19 protein-coding genes are annotated in these 18,345 nt (G+C 71.0%); 3 read left to right on the top strand and 16 right to left on the bottom strand.

Features of this window, described 5'->3' with window-relative positions; all coding sequences use genetic code 11:
* Positions 1-7 precede the first annotated feature (7 nt).
* Genes ACWD12_RS17290 through ACWD12_RS17300 form a run of 3 tightly spaced genes read left to right on the top strand, consistent with a single transcriptional unit; the run spans position 8 to position 2,257 of the window.
* Positions 8-799, top strand: a complete 792-nt coding sequence (locus ACWD12_RS17290) for a metal ABC transporter ATP-binding protein (protein WP_450100198.1) — start codon at positions 8-10, stop codon at positions 797-799.
* Positions 800-848: 49 nt separating this feature from the next.
* Complete coding sequence (locus ACWD12_RS17295) at positions 849-1,844, top strand: metal ABC transporter permease (protein ID WP_450100199.1); 996 nt, start codon at positions 849-851, stop codon at positions 1,842-1,844.
* Positions 1,841-2,257 (top strand): Fur family transcriptional regulator, encoded by a 417-nt coding sequence (locus ACWD12_RS17300; RefSeq protein WP_358352888.1) that lies wholly within the window; start codon positions 1,841-1,843, stop codon positions 2,255-2,257. The genes ACWD12_RS17295 and ACWD12_RS17300 overlap by 4 nt, the downstream gene beginning before the upstream one ends.
* A gap of 107 nt (positions 2,258-2,364) precedes the next feature.
* Here the strand turns inward: ACWD12_RS17300 and ACWD12_RS17305 are convergent, their stop codons facing one another.
* The 16 genes from ACWD12_RS17305 to ACWD12_RS17380 all read right to left on the bottom strand — a co-directional run bounded on the left by ACWD12_RS17305 (position 2,365) and on the right by ACWD12_RS17380 (position 18,339).
* A complete protein-coding gene (locus tag ACWD12_RS17305; RefSeq protein WP_450100200.1) occupies positions 2,365-3,255 on the bottom strand; it encodes a TIGR03943 family putative permease subunit in 891 nt (296 codons plus the stop codon).
* A complete protein-coding gene (locus ACWD12_RS17310) occupies positions 3,240-4,466 on the bottom strand; it encodes a permease (RefSeq protein ID WP_450100201.1) in 1,227 nt (408 codons plus the stop codon). Before ACWD12_RS17310 ends, ACWD12_RS17305 begins: the two co-directional genes overlap by 16 nt.
* Positions 4,467-4,541: 75 nt before the next feature.
* On the bottom strand, positions 4,542-5,402 hold the full coding sequence (locus ACWD12_RS17315) for an isoprenyl transferase (RefSeq protein ID WP_358352978.1): 861 nt from the start codon (positions 5,400-5,402) through the stop codon (positions 4,542-4,544).
* A 35-nt stretch (positions 5,403-5,437) separates the two neighbouring features.
* Positions 5,438-6,190, bottom strand: a complete 753-nt coding sequence (recO, locus tag ACWD12_RS17320; RefSeq protein WP_358352894.1) for a DNA repair protein RecO — start codon at positions 6,188-6,190, stop codon at positions 5,438-5,440.
* A 53-nt stretch (positions 6,191-6,243) separates the two neighbouring features.
* Positions 6,244-6,864, bottom strand: a complete 621-nt coding sequence (locus ACWD12_RS17325; protein WP_450100202.1) for a TerB family tellurite resistance protein — start codon at positions 6,862-6,864, stop codon at positions 6,244-6,246.
* 331 nt (positions 6,865-7,195) lie between these two features.
* Positions 7,196-8,959: a 2-isopropylmalate synthase gene (gene leuA, locus ACWD12_RS17330; RefSeq protein WP_358352898.1), complete on the bottom strand. Its 1,764-nt coding sequence runs from the start codon at positions 8,957-8,959 to the stop codon at positions 7,196-7,198.
* Between the two features lie 407 nt (positions 8,960-9,366).
* On the bottom strand, positions 9,367-10,329 hold the full coding sequence (gene era / locus ACWD12_RS17335; protein WP_358352900.1) for a GTPase Era: 963 nt from the start codon (positions 10,327-10,329) through the stop codon (positions 9,367-9,369).
* On the bottom strand, positions 10,326-11,267 hold the full coding sequence (locus tag ACWD12_RS17340; RefSeq protein ID WP_358352902.1) for a metal-dependent hydrolase: 942 nt from the start codon (positions 11,265-11,267) through the stop codon (positions 10,326-10,328). The genes era and ACWD12_RS17340 overlap by 4 nt, the downstream gene beginning before the upstream one ends.
* Entirely contained in the window at positions 11,264-11,719 is a 456-nt protein-coding gene (locus ACWD12_RS17345; RefSeq protein ID WP_450100203.1) for a hypothetical protein, read from the bottom strand. The genes ACWD12_RS17340 and ACWD12_RS17345 overlap by 4 nt, the downstream gene beginning before the upstream one ends.
* A gap of 116 nt (positions 11,720-11,835) precedes the next feature.
* Positions 11,836-12,183 (bottom strand): cytidine deaminase, encoded by a 348-nt coding sequence (locus ACWD12_RS17350; RefSeq protein ID WP_358352905.1) that lies wholly within the window; start codon positions 12,181-12,183, stop codon positions 11,836-11,838.
* A 121-nt stretch (positions 12,184-12,304) separates the two neighbouring features.
* A complete protein-coding gene (locus tag ACWD12_RS17355) occupies positions 12,305-13,141 on the bottom strand; it encodes a hypothetical protein (protein WP_450100204.1) in 837 nt (278 codons plus the stop codon).
* 188 nt (positions 13,142-13,329) lie between these two features.
* Positions 13,330-14,223 (bottom strand): hypothetical protein, encoded by an 894-nt coding sequence (locus ACWD12_RS17360; RefSeq protein ID WP_450100205.1) that lies wholly within the window; start codon positions 14,221-14,223, stop codon positions 13,330-13,332.
* 74 nt (positions 14,224-14,297) lie between these two features.
* Positions 14,298-15,614: a hemolysin family protein gene (locus ACWD12_RS17365; RefSeq protein WP_450100206.1), complete on the bottom strand. Its 1,317-nt coding sequence runs from the start codon at positions 15,612-15,614 to the stop codon at positions 14,298-14,300.
* A 45-nt stretch (positions 15,615-15,659) separates the two neighbouring features.
* The gene (gene ybeY / locus ACWD12_RS17370; protein ID WP_358352912.1) at positions 15,660-16,124 is read right to left on the bottom strand and encodes an rRNA maturation RNase YbeY; all 465 of its coding nucleotides are present in this window, start codon (positions 16,122-16,124) and stop codon (positions 15,660-15,662) included.
* 5 nt (positions 16,125-16,129) lie between these two features.
* Positions 16,130-17,266, bottom strand: a complete 1,137-nt coding sequence (locus ACWD12_RS17375; protein ID WP_450100207.1) for a PhoH family protein — start codon at positions 17,264-17,266, stop codon at positions 16,130-16,132.
* A 158-nt stretch (positions 17,267-17,424) separates the two neighbouring features.
* Positions 17,425-18,339 (bottom strand): ribonuclease Z, encoded by a 915-nt coding sequence (locus tag ACWD12_RS17380; RefSeq protein ID WP_450100208.1) that lies wholly within the window; start codon positions 18,337-18,339, stop codon positions 17,425-17,427.
* Positions 18,340-18,345: the final 6 nt, after the last annotated feature.

Genomic DNA, 18,345 nt, shown 5'->3' on the forward strand with positions numbered 1-18,345 from the left:
TGCCACGATGACCGACACCGCGATACCCGCCTCCACCGCGCCCCCCGCCGTACGCCTGACCGGCGGCACCGCCGCCCTCGGCGGCCGGACCGTGCTGCGCGGCGTCGACCTCAAGGTGGCACGCGGCGAGGTGGTCGCCCTGCTCGGCGCCAACGGCTCCGGCAAGTCCACGGTGGTCCGCACCCTCGTCGGCCTGGTACCGCTCACCGGCGGACACATCGAACTCTTCGGGACGCCGTACGCGAAGTTCCGCGACTGGTCGCGCGTCGGGTACGTCCCGCAGCGCACCACCGCCGCGGCCGGCGTACCCGCGAGCGTGCGCGAGGTCGTCGCGTCCGGGCGCCTGACCCGGCGCCGGATGTTCCGCCTCGGCGGCGACGACCGCACCGCGGTCGACGAGGCGCTCGACGCCGTCGGCATGCTCGACCGGGCCCGCGACGGCATCGACGCGCTGTCCGGCGGCCAGCAGCAGCGCGTCCTCATCGCGCGTGCCCTCGCCCGGCGTCCCGACCTGCTGATCATGGACGAGCCGATGGCCGGTGTGGACCTCGCCAGCCAGGAGGTCCTGGCCGAGACGCTGCACCGCCAGCAGGAGGAGGGCCGCTCGGTGCTGCTCGTCCTGCACGAACTCGGCCCGCTCGAACCGCTGATCGACCGGGCCGTGGTGCTGCGTGAGGGCTGCGTGTGCCACGACGGCGCACCGCCGCCCGCGACCGGCCAGCACGCGCTGCCCGGCCACGACCACGTGCACCCGCACGCCGACGACCACCACAACGCCAGGCCCGGGCTGCTCTCGTGACCCCCGCCCCGCCCGCCACCGACACCGCCACACACCCGGGACTGCCGACGTGAGCCTGCTCCAGTACGAGTTCATGCAGCGCGCGCTGCTCGCCGCGCTGCTCGTCGGCATGACCGCACCCGCCGTCGGTGTCTACCTCGTGCAGCGCCGCCAGGCGTTCATGGGCGACGGCATCGGCCACGTGGCGCTCACCGGCGTCGGACTCGGCCTGCTCCTCAAGGGCTCTCCGGTGCTCTTCGCGGTGATCACCGCGGCCGCGGGCGCGGTGGCGATCGAGCTGATCCGCGAGCGCAGCAAGGTCAGCGGCGACGTCGCGCTGTCCGTCCTGTTCTACGGCGGCATCGCGGGCGGTGTGATGCTCGCGAGCCAGTCCGAGTCCGGGGCGAACCTCGACGCGTACCTGTTCGGCCAGCTGACGTCCGTCTCCGAGGACGACCTCCGGGTGATCGTCATCCTCGCGATCGCGGTGCTCGCGGTGACCATCGGCCTGCGGCGGCCCCTGTTCACGGTGTGTCAGGACGAGGAGTTCGCCCGCGTCACGGGCCTGCCCGTCCGTACCCTCAACCTCCTGATCGCGGTGACCGCCGCCGTCACCGTCACCGTCGCCATGCGCGTCGTCGGCCTGCTGCTGGTCAGCGCCCTGATGGTGGTACCGGTCGCCATCGCGCAGCAGCTCACCCGCAATTTCGCCCTCACCGCCGCGGCGTCCATCGGGATCGGGGTGGTCGTGTCGGTCTCCGGCACCACCCTCACCTACTACGTCGAGGCGCCGCCGGGCGCGACCATCGTGCTCCTCGCGATCGGCCTGTTCGTCGTGGTCGGCGTGGTCGCGGCGCCACTCAACCACCGCCGCGCACGCCGGGCGGCACACGCCGCCGACCTCGCCGCCGACTCCGGCGCTCTCGACAACGCCCCGCAGGACGACCTCCAGGTCGGCGCCGCGCCGCGGCCCGACGGCGGCACCGCCGCTTCCGGCACAATGTCGGGGACGCGCCGCGCCCCAGGCGCCGTCGAGAAGCCGCCCGTCGAGGAGGAGCCCCGGTGACCACCGCGAACAGCCCGGCCCGTGGCAGGTCGACGCGGCAGCGCACGGCCGTGTCGAGCCTGCTGGACGAGGTGGAGGACTTCCGCAGCGCACAGGACCTGCATGACCTGCTCAAGCAGCGCGGGGAATCCGTCGGCCTGACGACGGTCTACCGCACGCTCCAGTCCCTCGCCGACGCCGGCGAGGTCGATGTGCTGCGCACCCAGGACGGCGAGGCCGTCTACCGCCGGTGCAGCCAGGGGCACCACCACCACCTGGTCTGCCGCGTCTGCGGCCGTACCGTCGAAGTCGAGGGCCCCGCCGTCGAACGCTGGGCAGGCCGCATCGCCGCCGAACACGGGTTCACGGACGTCTCCCACGAACTGGAGATCTTCGGCACCTGCGGCCCCTGCACCCTGGCCGCCCGTCCCTGAGCCTGTCCCTGACACCCGTCGCGGACACGGACGGCCTCTGCCCCCGGCCCGCACCCGGCCCTCGCTCGGAGGTACGCGGGTGCGGAGGCGCGTCCGGCGCGGTCCGGCTACTCGTACGGCTCCTTGGGCGCCGGGACCGTTTCCACACTCGTGGCGGTCAGGGCCGGCGTCGCCGATTCGGACGCGGCCTCACCGGTCTTCAGCCAGGTGCCCACCACGGTCACCCACGTGTCCGTGGGCGGCGCGGGGACGCCGTGGATCTGGACCTTGCGGGCCACCGCGTCGGCGGCACAGCAGCTGATGACCAGGCGGTTGATGTACCAGGTGCCGTCCTTGCCGGGAGTGGCGAAGCCGGTCAGCCGGATGTTGCGGCCCGTCAGTGTCTCGGCGGGGTCCCAGACGGCGCGCACCCCGAAGTCGCCGAGGGTCATGTCGTACGGGTCGCCGGGCGGCAGCGCCGGGAAGCCCGCGTCGACCGTCTTGGCGGCCGGCTTGGCGATCGTGGTGTCGGAGCGCTCCGCGGTGTACGAGCCGAGCGCCGGCGGCGCGATCAGGAACAACGCCAGCACCGGGAGGCAGAGCAGCCAGGCGACATGTGGTCCCTTGCTGTGGTCATGACCGTGCCCGTCATGCCCGTCATGCCCCTCGTGAGCACCGTGTCCGCGGTCGGAGCCGTGCCCGTGACCGTGGTCGCCGTCTCCCCCGTCTCCCCCGTGGTCGTCGCCGTGGTCACCCCCGCCGTGCGCCTGGTCGGCGCCGGCTGCGTCGTGTGCGGGTACGTGCGCCTCCGCGCGCTCGTGCTTGCGCAGGATGCCGTCGCGGACCACTCCGACCGCGCCCAGCACCAGCAGGATCACCCCGGAGGCGATCAGCGCCGGCCGCAGGCCCTCCTTGACGTACCTCAGGTACATCGCGTCGTCGAGCGAGATGCGCAGCAGCGCCGCGCCGATCAGGACCAGCACGATCGACTGGACGTCGCGCTTCACAGCAGCCACCACCCCACGACGATGCTGGTCAGCACCGCGACGACGAACGTCACACTGGAGAACCGGGCCGCGAAGCCCTTGCCGAACGTGCCCGACTGCAGGGCGATCAGCTTCACGTCGACCATCGGGCCGACGACCATGAACGCGAGCTTGGCGGTGGGCGAGAAGCCGGTGAGGCTGGCCGCCACGAAGGCGTCGGCCTCCGAGCACACAGCCAGGATGACGGCGAGGAACGCCAGGGCGATGACGCCGATCCACCAGTTGTCGGAGACCGCGTCGATGACGTCCTTGGGCACCGTGACATTGAGTGTCGCGGCGGTGATGGCGCCGACCACGAGGAAGCCCCCGGCGTGCAGGAAGTCGTGCTGCATCCCGGTGCGGAAGTCCTCCCACCGCGACCCGGACCCCGCCTCGGTGAAGCGCTTCGGGATGCGCAGCCACTCCGCCTTGCCGAACCGCACCCACAACCAGCCCATGAAGACGGCCGTGGCCAGCGACGCCGCGAAGCGCGCGAACACCATCTCGGGTCGGCCCGGGAAGGCAACGGCCGTTGCCGTCATGACAATCGGGTTGATCGCCGGAGCCGAGAGCAGGAAGGCGAGCGCCGCTGCGGGTGCCACGCCTCGGGCCATCAGGCCCCCGGCGACCGGCACCGATGCGCATTCGCAGCCGGGCAGTACCGCCCCCGCGGCGCCCGCGACCGGCACCGCGAGGGCCTGATTGCGCGGAAGTACCTTGGTGAACACCGACGCCGGGACGAAGGCGGTGATCGCCGCCGAGATGACCGTGCCGAGCACCAGGAACGGCAGCGCCTGCACGGCGATCGCGACGAAGACCGTGCTCCATGTCTGGATCGCGCGTGTGTCGAGGCGGTCGACGATCCACGACTGGCCGACGAGGAGCACCAGCAGGCCCACGACGAACAGTTCGAGTTGGCCGGGCCGCCACGGACCGGCCGGCGCCGCCGGGGCTCCGGAACCGCCGCGCACCTGCCCCGGAACACCCGCTCCGGCGCCCGCGCCGACGCCTACGCCGACTCCCTCCCCCGCCCCCGCTGCCGTGGCGGACACGGAGACGGGCGTACGCGCGGACACGTCCGCCGTCGCGGCCTGGGGGTCGGCGCCCCCTGCGGTCATGGCCTCAGGGCGCGCGGCCTCGGCGTCCGCGGCGTCGGGGCCGTGGGGCGGCGGTGGTCCGTGGGCGGGCACGGTCTGCTCGGACATGCCGTACATGCTGGCATCCGGGCAGCCCTCCGGCCCGCAAATGTCACCCGGTTCCGCGACCGTTTCGCTACGGGTTTACCGGGCGTTCGTATCCGCGGGCGAAGCCGGGTCGGCGGTGACGATGTTCGGCAGCGCCCCGCCGTAGCGGCGGTCGCGGGAGACGTACGACTCGACGGCCTTCCACATGTGCGTGCGGTCGAAGTCCGGCCAGAGGACGTCGTCGAACACCATCTCGGCGTACGCCGACTGCCACAGCAGGAAGTTCGAGGTGCGCTGCTCGCCCGACGAACGGATGAACAGGTCGACGTCCGGCATGTCCGGCTCGTCGAGGTAGCTCGCGAAGAGTTGCTCGTCGACGTTCTTCGGGTCCACCTTGCCGGCGCGTACATCCTCGGCCAGCGCGGCCGCCGCGTCCACGATCTCCGCGCGGCCGCCGTAGTTGATGCACATCGCCAGCGTGAGCCGCGTGTTGTGCTTGGTGCGCTCCTCGGCGATCTCCAGCTCGCGGATGACGCTCTTCCACAGCCGCGGCCGCCGCCCGCACCAGCGGATGCGCACGCCCAGCTCGTCCATCTCGTCGATGCGCCGGTGGATGGTCTCGATGTTGAAGCCCATCAGGAAGCGCACCTCCTCGGGCGAGCGCTTCCAGTTCTCGGTGGAGAAGGCGTACGCCGACACGTACTCCACACCGATCTGCGCCGCCCCCTCGACCACGTCGAACAACGACGCCTCGCCGGCGGTGTGCCCGTCGGTGCGGGCCAACCCGCGCTCCTTGGCCCAGCGGCCGTTGCCGTCCATGACGAGCGCGACGTGCCGCGGCACCAGGTCGCGCGGGAAGTCCGGCGGCTGCGCACCACCGGCGTGCGGCTTGGGCTCGCGGTACTCGTGCGGCTGCCGGGCCTCGGTCCGCGCCGCAGACTGCTGCGGCCTCCTCAGGAAGGAGAGCAGACCCCATCGGCCGCGTGCCTGACTCACGATGATCGCTCCACCAGTCTCAACGAGCGGATTCCCCGCTCCAAGTGCCATTGCAGATACGCGGCCACCAGGCCACTGCCCTCGCGCCGGTACCGCGGCTCGCTCGCGTCGGCACCGGCCCAGTCCCCGGTCAGTAGTGCGCCGAGCAGGTCGAGGGCCTCGGGAGAGGGTACGACGGATCCGGCCGGGCGGCAGTCCCCGCACACTACGCCGCCGCCCGCGACGGAGAAGAACCGGTGCGGGCCGGTGAGCCCGCAGCGCGCGCAGTCGGCGAAGCTCGGCGCGTACCCGGCGACCGCGAGCGAGCGCAGCAGGAAGGCGTCGAGCACCAGGGCGGGCTCGTGGGACTTGGCCCCGAGGGTGCGCAGCGCCCCGATGAGCAGCAGGTACTGCTGGAGGGCGGGCTCCCCCTCGTGGTCGGTGAGCCGCTCGGCGGTCTCCAGGATCGCGGTCCCCGCGGTGTACGCCGGGTAGTCCGAGACCAGCCCGCCGCCGTACGCCCCCAGTGTCTCCACCTGCGTGATCGCCGGCAGCCCGCGCCCGGGGAAGTCGCTGCCCTTGACGAAGAACTGCGCGTCGACGTGCGCGAACGGCTCGACGCGCGCGCCGAACTTCGACTTCGTGCGGCGTACCCCCCGCGCCACGGCCCTTATGCGGCCGTGCCCGCGCGTCAGCAGGGTGATGATGCGGTCCGCCTCACCCAACTTCTGGGTGCGCAGCACAACACCCTCGTCGCGGTAGAGACCCATGCCCCCATTATTGACTCCCGGGACCGACAGGTGTTCCGCCGAGGGCCCCGCCCTCACAGCGGCATGTGCCCCGCGGCCTCGTCGAGCACCCGGTCCACCTCGTCCCGCGTGAGCCCGAGCCGCGCGCCGGCCGACAGCAGCATGTCCAGTTCCAGCGTGCGGTACGGCCCGTCGGCCAGGGCCACGCGCGCGCCCACCGCGACCAATCGCGCACGCCCTTCGGGTGCCAAGTGGTCCGCCAGCGCGGCAAGTGCCTCCGCCGCGTCGTCGTCACCTATGTGCGCGTACAGGTCGGCGCCGAGCAGTTCGTCGGTGTACGCCAACACCCCCACCTCGCGCACCGCCGCAATCGCGGCCGCCCGCGCGGCCGGCGACGACTCGCCGCCCGCGACCAGCGCGCCGACCGCCAGTGCGCGCGTCACGTCCCGGAGCAGCACGGTGAGTCTTCGCCCGGTGGGCACTTCGAGCACCGTACGGTCGAACGCCACGCGGCACACCGCGCATTCGACGCTTCCCGCCGAGCGGGACAACGGGAGCACAGATATGCCGAACACGACCAGGAAGCGCCGTCCCACGCCGTATTGGTAGCGCCGGTCGCCGCCGCACTCCGGGCAGAAGAACTCACCGTCGTCGAGCACTGTCCGCAGTGTCCGGACCCCCACGATGACCACCATGGCGTGGCTCCCCTGCACCCCTCGGCCGCGACGCGCCAACGCGTTCCCGCGTTCGATACTGGCACAGTTTTCACGGCACGTCATCACTTGGGCACAGAGAGCTACAGTACGCGTGGCATGCGTGCTACTCCCGTGACACAAGGGGCACTTGGGGCTCAGCGACTTACCGCGGCCCGCTCAAGGTCTCACCGCGGCCGGCTCCCCGGCCCACCGCGGCCCACCACTCCGAACGCCGAGGCGGCGGCCCCGGAAACCGGGACCGCCGCCTCAACCTGCTTGTCTCAACCCGCTTGTCTCAACCCGTCGCTGAACCCGCTTGCCTCGGCCGACCTCAACCGGCCTGGCGCGCCGACCGGTTGACCGCGCTCACGACCGCCTTCAGCGAGGCGCGCACGATGTTCTCGTCGACGCCCACACCCCACAGCACCTGGCCGTCGACGGCGCACTCGACGTACGCCACGGCCCGCGCGTCCTCGCCGCCGCTCATCGCGTGCTCGGTGTAGTCCAGCACGCGGACGTCGAAGCCGATGCCGCCCAGCGCCCGTACGAACGCGTCGATCGGGCCGTTGCCGACACCCTCCAGCGTCTGCGCGGCGCCGTCCACGGTCATGTCGACCGACAGCGCGTCCTTGTCGTTGTCGACCGAGGACGTCTGGTGCGAGGAGAGCCCCAGACGGCCCCACGGCGCGTCCGGCGTCGGCAGGTACTCGTCCTGGAACACCGACCAGATCTGCGCCGGGGTGACCTCGCCGCCCTCACTGTCGGTCTTGCCCTGGATGATGCGCGAGAACTCGATCTGCAGGCGGCGCGGCAGGTCCATCTTGTGGTCGGCCTTCATCACGTACGCCACGCCGCCCTTGCCGGACTGGCTGTTGACCCGGATGACCGCCTCGTAGGTGCGGCCGACGTCCTTCGGGTCGATCGGCAGGTACGGCACGCCCCACATGATCTCGTCGACCGACTTGCCCGCCTCCGCGGCGTCGCGCTCCAGGGCCTCGAAGCCCTTCTTGATCGCGTCCTGGTGCGATCCGGAGAACGCCGTGTAGACCAGGTCGCCGGCGTACGGGTGCCGCGGGTGCACCGGCAGCTGCGTGCAGTACTCGACGGTGCGGCGGATCTCGTCGATCTCCGAGAAGTCGATCATCGGGTCGATGCCCTGGCTGAACAGGTTCATGCCCAGCGTCACCAGGTCGACGTTCCCGGTGCGCTCGCCGTGTCCGAACAGGCAACCCTCGACACGGTCCGCACCGGCCATGACGGCCAGCTCGGAGGCGGCCACCGCGGCACCCCGGTCGTTGTGCGGGTGCACGGAGATGGCGATGTGCTCGCGGCGGGTCAGGTTGCGGCTCATCCACTCGATCTGGTCCGCGTACACGTTCGGCGTCGAACGCTCGATCGTCGCGGGCAGGTTCAGGATGATCTCGCGGCCCGCCTCGGGCTGCCAGACGTCCATGACCGACTCGCAGACGTCCAGCGCGAAGTCCATCTCGGTGTCGATGAAGATCTCGGGCGAGTACTCGTAGCCGAAGACCGTCTCGGCGCCCAGGTGCTTCTCCGCGAAGCGCATGACGTGCTCGGTGCCCTCGACGGCGATCGCCTTGCACTGGTCGCGGTCGACGTTGAACACCACGCGGCGGAAGATCGGCGCGGTGGCGTTGTACAGGTGCACGGTCGCGCGCGGCGAACCGACCAGGGACTCGACCGTCCGCTCGATCAGTTCCTCGCGGGCCTGGGTCAGCACCGAGATGGTGACGTCCTCGGGGACCGCGCCTTCCTCGATGATGCTGCGGATGAAATCGAAGTCGGTCTGCGACGCGGCCGGGAAGCCGACCTCGATCTCCTTGTAGCCCATGCGTACCAGCAGGTCGAACATGGTCCGCTTGCGCGCCGGACTCATCGGGTCGATCAGCGCCTGGTTGCCGTCCCGCAGGTCGGTGGACAGCCAGCGCGGCGCCGCGGTGATGGTCTTCGTGGGCCACGTGCGGTCCGGCAGGTGCACGCCCTGGAACGGCGCGTACTTGTGGATCGGCATCCCCGACGGCTTCTGGGTGACAGTGGCGGCCGTGATGGGAGTGGCACGGTTGATGGAGGACATGCGGCAGGCTCCTCGGAGAAGACTGGGCGCTGCGGCTGCGCAACGCGTCGGCTGGCGTGGTCGTGGGACTCGATAGGCCGGCGCGAATCCGTAACAGGCAATGCCTCAACCCCGCGGCGAGGGAGGCCGGCCCGTTGTGTTCAGCTGGGCGAGCCCTCGCCGCGGCGGCTAAGAAGAAGCTGCCACTGACGCATGATGCCCGACACCCTACCCGACCCCCGTCCCCGATTGCACATCCGCCTCCACCGTGGGCGCCCCGGACGACCTCGGGGTGTGGATTGCGCCACGCTCACGTGCCCTTTACACGTATCCGGGTGAGAATGGTCGTGGAGAGACACCGGCGCCGCCTTCACCTCCCCTTGGAGGGCGGCGCCTTTCCCTGTTCCGGATCCTGTCCCGGCCGCCGGTCAGAAGCCGAGTCGGCGCAACTGCTTCGGGTCGCGCTGCCAGTCCTTGGCCACCTTCACGTGCAGGTCCAGGTAGACCGGCGTGCCGAGAAGCGCCTCGATCTGCTTGCGCGCCCGCGTGCCCACGTCCTTCAGCCGCGCGCCCTTGGCGCCGATGACAATCGCCTTCTGGCTGGGGCGTTCCACGTACAGATAGGCGTGTACGTCCAGCAGCGGCTTGTCGGCCGGGCGGTCCTCGCGCGGGATCATCTCCTCGATGACCACCGCGAGGGAGTGCGGGAGTTCGTCGCGTACGCCTTCGAGCGCCGCCTCGCGGATCAGCTCGGCGGCCATGATCTGCTCCGGCTCGTCCGTCAGTTCGCCGTCCGGGTACAGCGGCGGGCCCTCCGGGAGCAGCTTCGCGAGGAGGTCCGCGACCAGCCCCACCTGGGCCCCCGACACGGCCGACACCGGGATGATCTCGGCCCATTCGAAGCCGAGGTCGGTGGCCATCTGCTGGACCGCGACCAACTGCTCGGCGAGCGTCTTCTTGTCCACCAGGTCGGTCTTGGTGACGACCGCGACCTTCGGCGTCTTGCGGACCTCCGCGAGCTCCTTCGCGATGAAGCGGTCGCCGGGGCCCACCTTCTGGTCCGCGGGCAGGCAGAAGCCGATGATGTCGACCTCCGCCCACGTGGTGCGCACGAGGTCGTTGAGGCGCTGGCCGAGAAGCGTGCGGGGCTTGTGCAGGCCGGGGGTGTCGACGAGGACGAGCTGCGCGTCCGGGCGGTGCACGATGCCGCGCACCGTGTGCCGGGTGGTCTGCGGACGCCCCGAGGTGATCGCCACCTTCGTGCCGACCAGCGCGTTCGTCAGCGTGGACTTGCCCGCGTTGGGGCGGCCGACGAAGCACGCGAAGCCACTGCGGTGGACCGCGCCGCGCGTGGCGGCGGAGGGGGTGGGGCGATCACTCATGGGTCTCATTGTCCCTTAGCCCCGGCCATGTCCCGACCGCTCTTCTGCCGCGGCACCTGCGACGCACGCTTCGCGTTCGCCAGCGCCCTCGCCTTCTCGTGCTTCTCGGCACGTCCCCACAGACGGCGGCCGACGACCATCCACAGCACCCACATCGACGCGGCGAGGCCGGCCGCGCCGAGGGTGCTGCGCAGCAGCAGTTCGCCGATCGGCGGGTACTTGGCGTGCACCTTCTCGACCCAGTACGGACCGCCCCAACTCAGGTCGAGCGGAGCCTTGTCGACGAACCGCGACCAGAAGAACCAGGCGAATATCCGGCAGGCGCCGTACAGGAAGTACGCCCGGTACAGCGCCAGCATCAGCACTTCGGACATCTTCAGGCGGCGCTTGAACCACGGCCACACCGGGTCGTCGGCGACGACCTTGGTGAAGAAGTAATTGCGGGTCAGCACCTTCCAGCTCAGCAGCACCATGCCGAGCCAGAACAGGTCCCAGACGCCGCCGAGGCTGGAGTAGTACGCGGATGCGTCGCCGTAGCGGCCCTGCTGGGCGGCGTACGCCCACATGCCGATCGAGTAGTTCTGCGTGCTGAACGGGAAGAACAGCATGACGCCGACGCTGTCGCAGATGTCGGTGAAGACGTGTGCCCAGTGGCCGATGAGCAGGCCGAGCGCCCACGCGCGGCTCTTGAAGACCCACAGCACGATCAGCGAGATGACCACGCCGTACATGAGCGAGTGCGTGAACCCGACGCCTGGCCAACCGCGGTGGTACAGGTCGGGGTTCTTGGGGTGGAAGCTGAACCCGAAGGCGTCGAAGCCGTAGACGGTGCCCTTGGAGATCATGTCCGGCCAGAAGCAGCCGAGCAGGATGGCCAGGAACGACACCTTGGTCTTGATGTGCTTCTGGAGGACGTAGCTCTCCAGTTCGTGCGCAGCCCAGCTCACCGGGCACCCCCCACCTTCTCGCGCCGGGCCTGGACGCGGCGGCCCACCCAGTGGACCGCCATGATGATGACGACGACCGTGAACGGCCCGCGCGTCCAGGTCAGGACGTCGCGCTGGGTGAAGTAGCCGAGCAGGATGAGGGCCACCGCGCCGACGGCGTAGGCGACGAGGTCGACGACGCCCTCGCGGACGTCCTCGGGGCGGATCTCCCCGCCGTCGTCGGACGTGTCCGCCGCGTCGGACAGCTCTGGGACTTCTGACGCGTTGTCAGTGCCGTCGGCGTGGTGCACGTCGTCGGCGCCGGCGGTGTCCGTGCCATCTGTGTTGCCCTCACGCATGGTGCCGTCCGGGTCGTCCGTATTGCTCGCGTTGTCCGCACCGGCCACTACAGGCGAAGAGTCGGGCGTCGGCAACCCGCCCGATTCGTCCGCCTGTTCCGATTCGGCAGCCATTCCGTCCCCAATTCTGACGTTTCGTCAGCCCAGATTCCGCGCGCGCACGCGCACCCTGCGGCGGCGTGATCCTACTGGTCGGCCGAATCTGACGCGGCGCCCGCCCGTGGCGCGCGTCACACCTCGACGGTGGCCGCGACCTTCCCGTCGGGCCCCGCAAGGTGGATGGGCGTGCCGGCGCCGCCGAGATCGCGTACGACCTCCCGGTCCTCCGCCGCGACCGCCTCCGCCTTGCCGACTACTGCGGCGGCCTCCAGCCCGCGGGCACCGCCGGCCACGGCCATGGCAACCGCGGTCTGCAGCGCGGTGAGGCGCAGCGAGGGCAGGTCGACGGTCGAGGCGACGTACGTCCGCCCCGTCTCGTCGCGCACCGCGGCCCCCTCGGACGCGCCGTTGCGCGCCCGGGCCGAACGCGCCAGCGTGACGATCTTGGCGTCCTCGGGGTCGACGGTCGTGCCGCTCATCGTTCCTCCTGCTCACCGGGATGGATCCCGGGCACAGTACCGCCCCGGGACAACGCGGACGTTGCTCCCGGGGCGGTACGCCGGCGAACCCGGCGGGGCGGCGGGCCGTTCCCGCGCACGGTCAGCCCATTTCCTCGACCTTCTGGATCTGCCCGGTGACGAACTGGGTCGGCGCGTCCGGCTCGGTGTACGTCGAGTGCGCGGCGACCGTGACACCGACGGCGCCGTGGCGCGAGGCCATGACGTACCCGTAGCTGCGCACCTGGCCGTCGGACGAGACCTTCAGGCGGTAGCTGACGCTGTCGTCACCGTGCGTGCCGAGGCGCACCTCGGTGATCTCGTACTCCCACGACTCGTTGCCGGTCTTCTCGCTGAACGAGGGACAGGCCTTCAGGGCCTTGGTGTACTCGTCGAAGTCCTTCTGCAGTTCGTCCGGGGCGTCGCTGATCAGGGTGACGATGACGCCTTCCTGGTCGTCCGCGTCGAGCGTCTCCTTCGTGAACTCCCGCTCCGCCTTGGCGGTCGAGCCCGCGCTGCCGGTCAGCAGCGTCGTGCAGCGCGGGTCCGACACGACCGAGTCGGGGTCGAGCGTGCCGTCGTCCATGTCCGTGTCGGCCTCGCCCGCCGTGTAACCGGCGGGCACCTCCTGCGCGTTGAGCAGCGCGTCGACGAGTTCGTCGCTCGCCGGGGCGCCGGCCGCGGGCTTGGTGTCCTTCCCGGTCGGCTTTCCGGTCGGCTTCGCGGTCGCCTTCGGGTCGTCCTTGCCGCTCGGCTTGCCGCTCGCCTTGTCGGTCGCCTTGTCGGCGCCCGAGGCGGACGCCGTCGACTTGGTCGCGTCGGCCTTGTCGTCCGAGCCGAACTCGCAGGCGGTGAGCCCCGAGAGGCCGAGCGCCACCAGCGGAAAGGCGATCGCGAGCTTGACGGACTTGCGCGTGGTACGGGACGTGCGTGTACGCACCGTGAACCCCCCAGTTCGGTGTCGTGTGCGACGCGATACCGCGGCCCGTACCCCCCTGGTCCGGACCGCCGCGTCGTCGGTATACGGAAGAAGCTACCGGTCGGGACGCGAATTTCCAGTGCCTGTTACCGACCCGACACGCCGCCGTGACGGCTGCCGCCCGCTTGTTGCGCCCGCCCGTTCGGGGCTCACCGCCCGAGCAGCGCCCGGGCCTTCTGCACCTGGCCGGTGATGACCGCCGCGTACGGTGCGGCATCCGGCGCCGCGTCGCCCGGATACACGAACTGCGCCGTCGTCGCCCCGAACCGGACGAGCACCACCGTCTCGACGCGCGTCTCCGTCCCGGTCCGCACGGTCACCCGGTAGGCCGTCGTCTCGTCCCCCGCCAGCGGCGCGCCGTCTACGGGAGCCACCGACCACTGCTCAGGAGCCGGTCCCCCGGCACGCACCGCGAACTCCGCCGAACACCCGGCCATGGCCCGGTCCAAGGCGGGCAGCAGCGCCGCACCGCGGTCGTCGCGGTGGCTGGAGAGCGTCACACCCAGGCGCGCCCCACCGGGCTTGGCCGCGTCCGCGTACTCGCGGTGCGCCCACGCCTCCGGAGCGCCGCCGTCGAACACCGACACCTGTGCGAACACCGCGCACTCGGGCCGGTCCACCGCCGGAACCGCAGGCGGCGGGTCCGGGTTCGGGGCCGTGTCTTTGGCCCGGTCGGGCCCGTCGACCCGCAGTCCGGTCGCGGCCAGTTCGGCCTGCGCCAGCAGTGCGGCGGTCAGTTGAGGCGCCGTCGCGGGTCCGGTCGGCGGCGCCGACGGCTTCCCGGGCAGCGAACTGCCCTTGCCCTCACCGGGCTTGCCCGTCACGACCGGCCTGACCGGCGTCGGCTCGCTCTTCGGCGGGACCGGGGTGCCCGCCTCCGGGTCCACGGTCGGCCCCGGTACGCCCGTCACCTGCCCCGCCGTGGCCTCGGCGCCGCCACCCCCGCTGTCGCTGTCGCAGGCGCTCGCTCCCAGGAGCACAACGCCCAGCAGCGCGATGCCCAAGCCTGGCGTCCCGAATCGGGACAGCCTGATCGTGCGCACGGTGAACCCCCCGGTCCGTCGGCGAATGCGTACCCCCGCGAACGAAGGTACGGGGTCCGCAGGCCCGCCGTACGTCAGTCCGCGTCGTCGCCCTCGTCGTCACCGTCACGGCTCTCCGGACGCGGCGCCCGCCCGACGACGATCGTGCCGACCTGGTTGCGGCGCCCCGACGGCCGGTCGGCGGTCAGCCGCAGCCCCTCGACCTCCGCCGTCGCCCCCGGGATCGGCACCCGGCCGAGCTGCTTGGCAAGCAGCCCGGCGACCGTCTCGACGTCCTCGTCGTCCAGCTCCAGGCCGAACAGGTCGCCCAGTTCGTCGACCGGCAGGCGCGCGGTCACCCGGAAGCGGCCGTCGCCCAGATCCTCGACCGGGTTCGTCTCGCGGTCGTACTCGTCGGTGATCTCGCCGACGATCTCCTCGAGGATGTCCTCGATCGTGACCAGCCCGGCCGTACCGCCGTATTCGTCGACGACGATGACCATGTGGGTGCGGCTCGCCTGCATCTCGCGCAGCAGGTCGTCGGCCGGTTTGCTGTCCGGCACGAACGTCGCCTGCCGCATGAGCGACTCGACCTGTTCGTGCGCCCACCGGTCGTCGGCGCCGCCGACCGCGTGCTCGGCCAGGTCCTTCAGGTAGACGATGCCGACGACGTCGTCCTCGTTCTCGCCGATCACCGGGACGCGCGAATAGCCGCTGCGCAGCGCGAGGCGCAGCGCCTGCCGCACCGTCTTGTGCCGCTCGATGAACACCATGTCCGGACGCGGCACCATGACCTCGCGCACGATGGTGTCGCCGAGTTCGAGCACCGAGTGCAGGAGCTTGCGCTCCTCGTCCTCGATCAGCGACTCCTTCTCGGCGAGGTCCACGAACGCGCGCAGCTCCGCCTCGGACGCGAACGGCCCTTCGCGGTAGCCCTTTCCGGGCGTGACCGCGTTGCCGATCAGGATCAGCAGCGGCGGCAGCGGCCCCAGAATGCGGGCCAGCACAATCAGCACGGGCGCACCCGCGATGCCGACCGCGATGGGGTGCTGGCGGCCGATGGTGCGCGGTGAGACGCCGATGACGACGTACGACACCACCACCATCACGCCGATGGACGCCAGTACCGCCTGCCACGTCGCGTCGAAACCGTCGTAGAAGACGACCGACACCAACACGGCCGCGGAGACCTCGCAGGCGACCCGGATCAGCAGCGCCAGGTTGAGGTAGCGCGCGGGGTCCCGGACGACCGTGAGCAGGCGCTCGGCGCCGCGCCGGCCGGTGCGTACCAGCTCCTCGACCCGCGGACGCGAGATACGCGCGAGGGCCGCCTCCAGGCACGCGAACAGCCCGGCCACGACGACGAGGACGACCGCCCCGACGACGAGCCGGAAGACCTCGTCAGAGGACACCGCGTGCCCCGTCCTTCCGTCCGACCTTCCGTCTCTGACCGGGCATCAGGAGGCCGCGCCGCGCCGTTCGCGCCACGCGTCGAGGATCTCGCGCTGGAGACCGAACATCTCGCGCTCCTCGTCGGGCTCGGCGTGGTCGTAGCCGAGCAGGTGCAGCACCCCGTGCACGGTGAGCAACTGCAGTTCGTCGTCCGTCGAGTGCCCGGCGGCCTTGGCCTGGCGGGCCGCGACCTCCGGGCACAGGACCACGTCGCCGAGCAGTCCCTGCGGCGGGTCCTCGTTGTCCTTCCCGGGACGCAGCTCGTCCATCGGGAAGGACATGACGTCCGTCGGCCCCGGCAGGTCCATCCACGTGATGTGCAGCTGCTCCATGGCGGCCTCGTCGACGATGACGACGGACAGCTCGGCGAGCGGGTGGATGCGCATCCTGTCGAGGGTGAAGCGGGCCACGTCCACGATGCCGTGCTCGTCGAGCTCGTACCCGGACTCGTTGGCGATGTCGATGGACATGGCCGTCAGTTCACATCCCGTTCTGCGTTGCTCGTGCTGGTGGTGCTGTGGATCTGCCCGCGACGCCCGCGCGAACGCGGTACCTCGTCCCGCTGGCGCTCGGCGTCGAACCTGCCGTACGCGTCGACGATCCGCCCGACCAGCTGGTGCCGCACGACGTCCTGGCTGCTCAGCGGGCAGAACGCGATGTCGTCCACGCCGTCCAGGATCCGCTGCACCACCCGCAGCCCGCTCTCCGTCCCGTTCGGCAGGTCGACCTGCGTCACGTCACCCGTGACCACGATCTTCGACCCGAACCCGAGCCGCGTCAGGAACATCTTCATCTGCTCGGCCGAGGTGTTCTGCGCCTCGTCCAAAATGATGAACGCATCATTAAGGGTCCTACCCCTCATGTATGCGAGGGGGGCTACTTCGATGGTGCCGGCGGCCATGAGGCGGGGGATGGAGTCGGGGTCGATCATGTCGTGCAGCGCGTCGTAGAGCGGGCGCAGGTACGGGTCGATCTTCTCGTACAGGGTGCCGGGCAGGAAGCCGAGGCGTTCGCCGGCCTCGACCGCGGGGCGCGTCAGGATGATGCGGTTGACCTGCTTCATCTGCAGCGCCTGGACGGCCTTGGCCATGGCGAGGTAGGTCTTGCCGGTACCGGCCGGGCCGATGCCGAAGACGATGGTGTGGCGGTCGATCGCGTCGACGTAGCGCTTCTGGTTGAGCGTCTTGGGACGGATCGTGCGGCCGCGGTTCGACAGGATGTTGAGGGTGAGCACCTCGGCCGGGCCCGCGTCGCCGCCGGAGCGGAGCATCGCGATGGAGCGCTCCACGGCTTCGGCGCTGAGCGGCTGGCCGGTGCGCAGGACGAGCATCATCTCGTCGAACAGGCGCTTGACGAGTTCGATGTCGTCGACGGGGCCGGTGGTGTTGACCTCGTTGCCGCGCACGTGGATGTCGACGTCGGGGAACGCGTCCTCGATCACCCGGAGCAGGGAGTCGCCGGAGCCGAGCAGCGCGACCATCGGGTGCTTCGCCGGGATCACGATCTTTGCCTGGGCCTGCTCCCGGCCCTGCTCCTCGGGCTGTGCGGCGCCGGTGGGCTCGTTGCCGTTGCCGTTGTGCCCGGTGCCGCGAGCGTGTCGTGTGGAAGCCATGGGCGGCCTGACGGCCTGATCACGCCTACTTTCCGTTGCTCGGGGTGACAGTTGTGTCCTGGGGCAATGGTAGCTCTTTGCCCTTGTCGCGCTCTTGAGGTTTTCGCCCCGATGATCATGCTTTCCGGCCACCCGGCCGCGGCGGGGCCGGGCGGGGGTCAGCGGCGTTTGGGGAGGGGGATTCGGTCCAGGTCGGCGGCTACGGCGATCTCACCGTCGAAGTGGCGGCGGGCGTCGGCGAGGAATGCGGCGGGGTCGGGGTAACGCTGCGAGAAGTGGGTGAGGACCAGCAGGCGCGCACCGGCCTCGCGGGCGGTGGCGGCGGCCTCGCCGGCGGTCATGTGGCCGTGTGCCTTGGCGAGGTCGGCGTCCGCGTCGAGGAACGTGGACTCGCACACCAGCATGTCGGTGTCGTGTGCGAGTTCGGCCACGGCGTCGCAGCGGCGGGTGTCCATGATGAACGCGAACTTCTGGCCGCGGCGGATTTCGCTCACCTCGTCGACGGTGACGACGCGGCCCGCGGCCTCGACGGCGCCCTCGCGTTGCAGGCGGCCGACGTCCGGGCCGGCGATGCCGAGTTCGCGCAGGCGTTCGGGGAGCATGCGGCGGCCGTCGGGTTCCACCAGGCGGAAGCCGTACGACTCGACCGGGTGCGACAGGCGCCGCGCCTCCAGCGTGAGATCCGTCAGGGGTGCGATTGCCGCCTCGCCGGCGAGCGGGTGTTCGCGCAGTGTCGCGGCCTCGTGGAAGGCGCTGGCATGGTGCAGCCGGTCGAAGAAGTGCTGCCCGGACGCCGGGAAGTACGCCGTGACCTCGTGCGGCACCCGGTCGAGGTTGATGCGCTGGATGACGCCCGGCAGGCCGAGGCAGTGGTCGCCGTGGAAGTGGGTGACGCAGATGCGGGTGATGTCGGTGGCCGCGACTCCGGCGTACAGCATCTGCCGCTGGGTGCCCTCGCCCGGGTCGAACAGGATGCCCTCGCGGTCCCAGCGCAGCAGGTAGCCGTTGTGGTTGCGGTGCCGGGTGGGCGCCTGGCTGGCGGTGCCGAGGACGACGAGTTCGCGTACGGACATGCGCCC

The sequence above is a fragment of the Streptodolium elevatio genome, assembly GCF_053592165.1.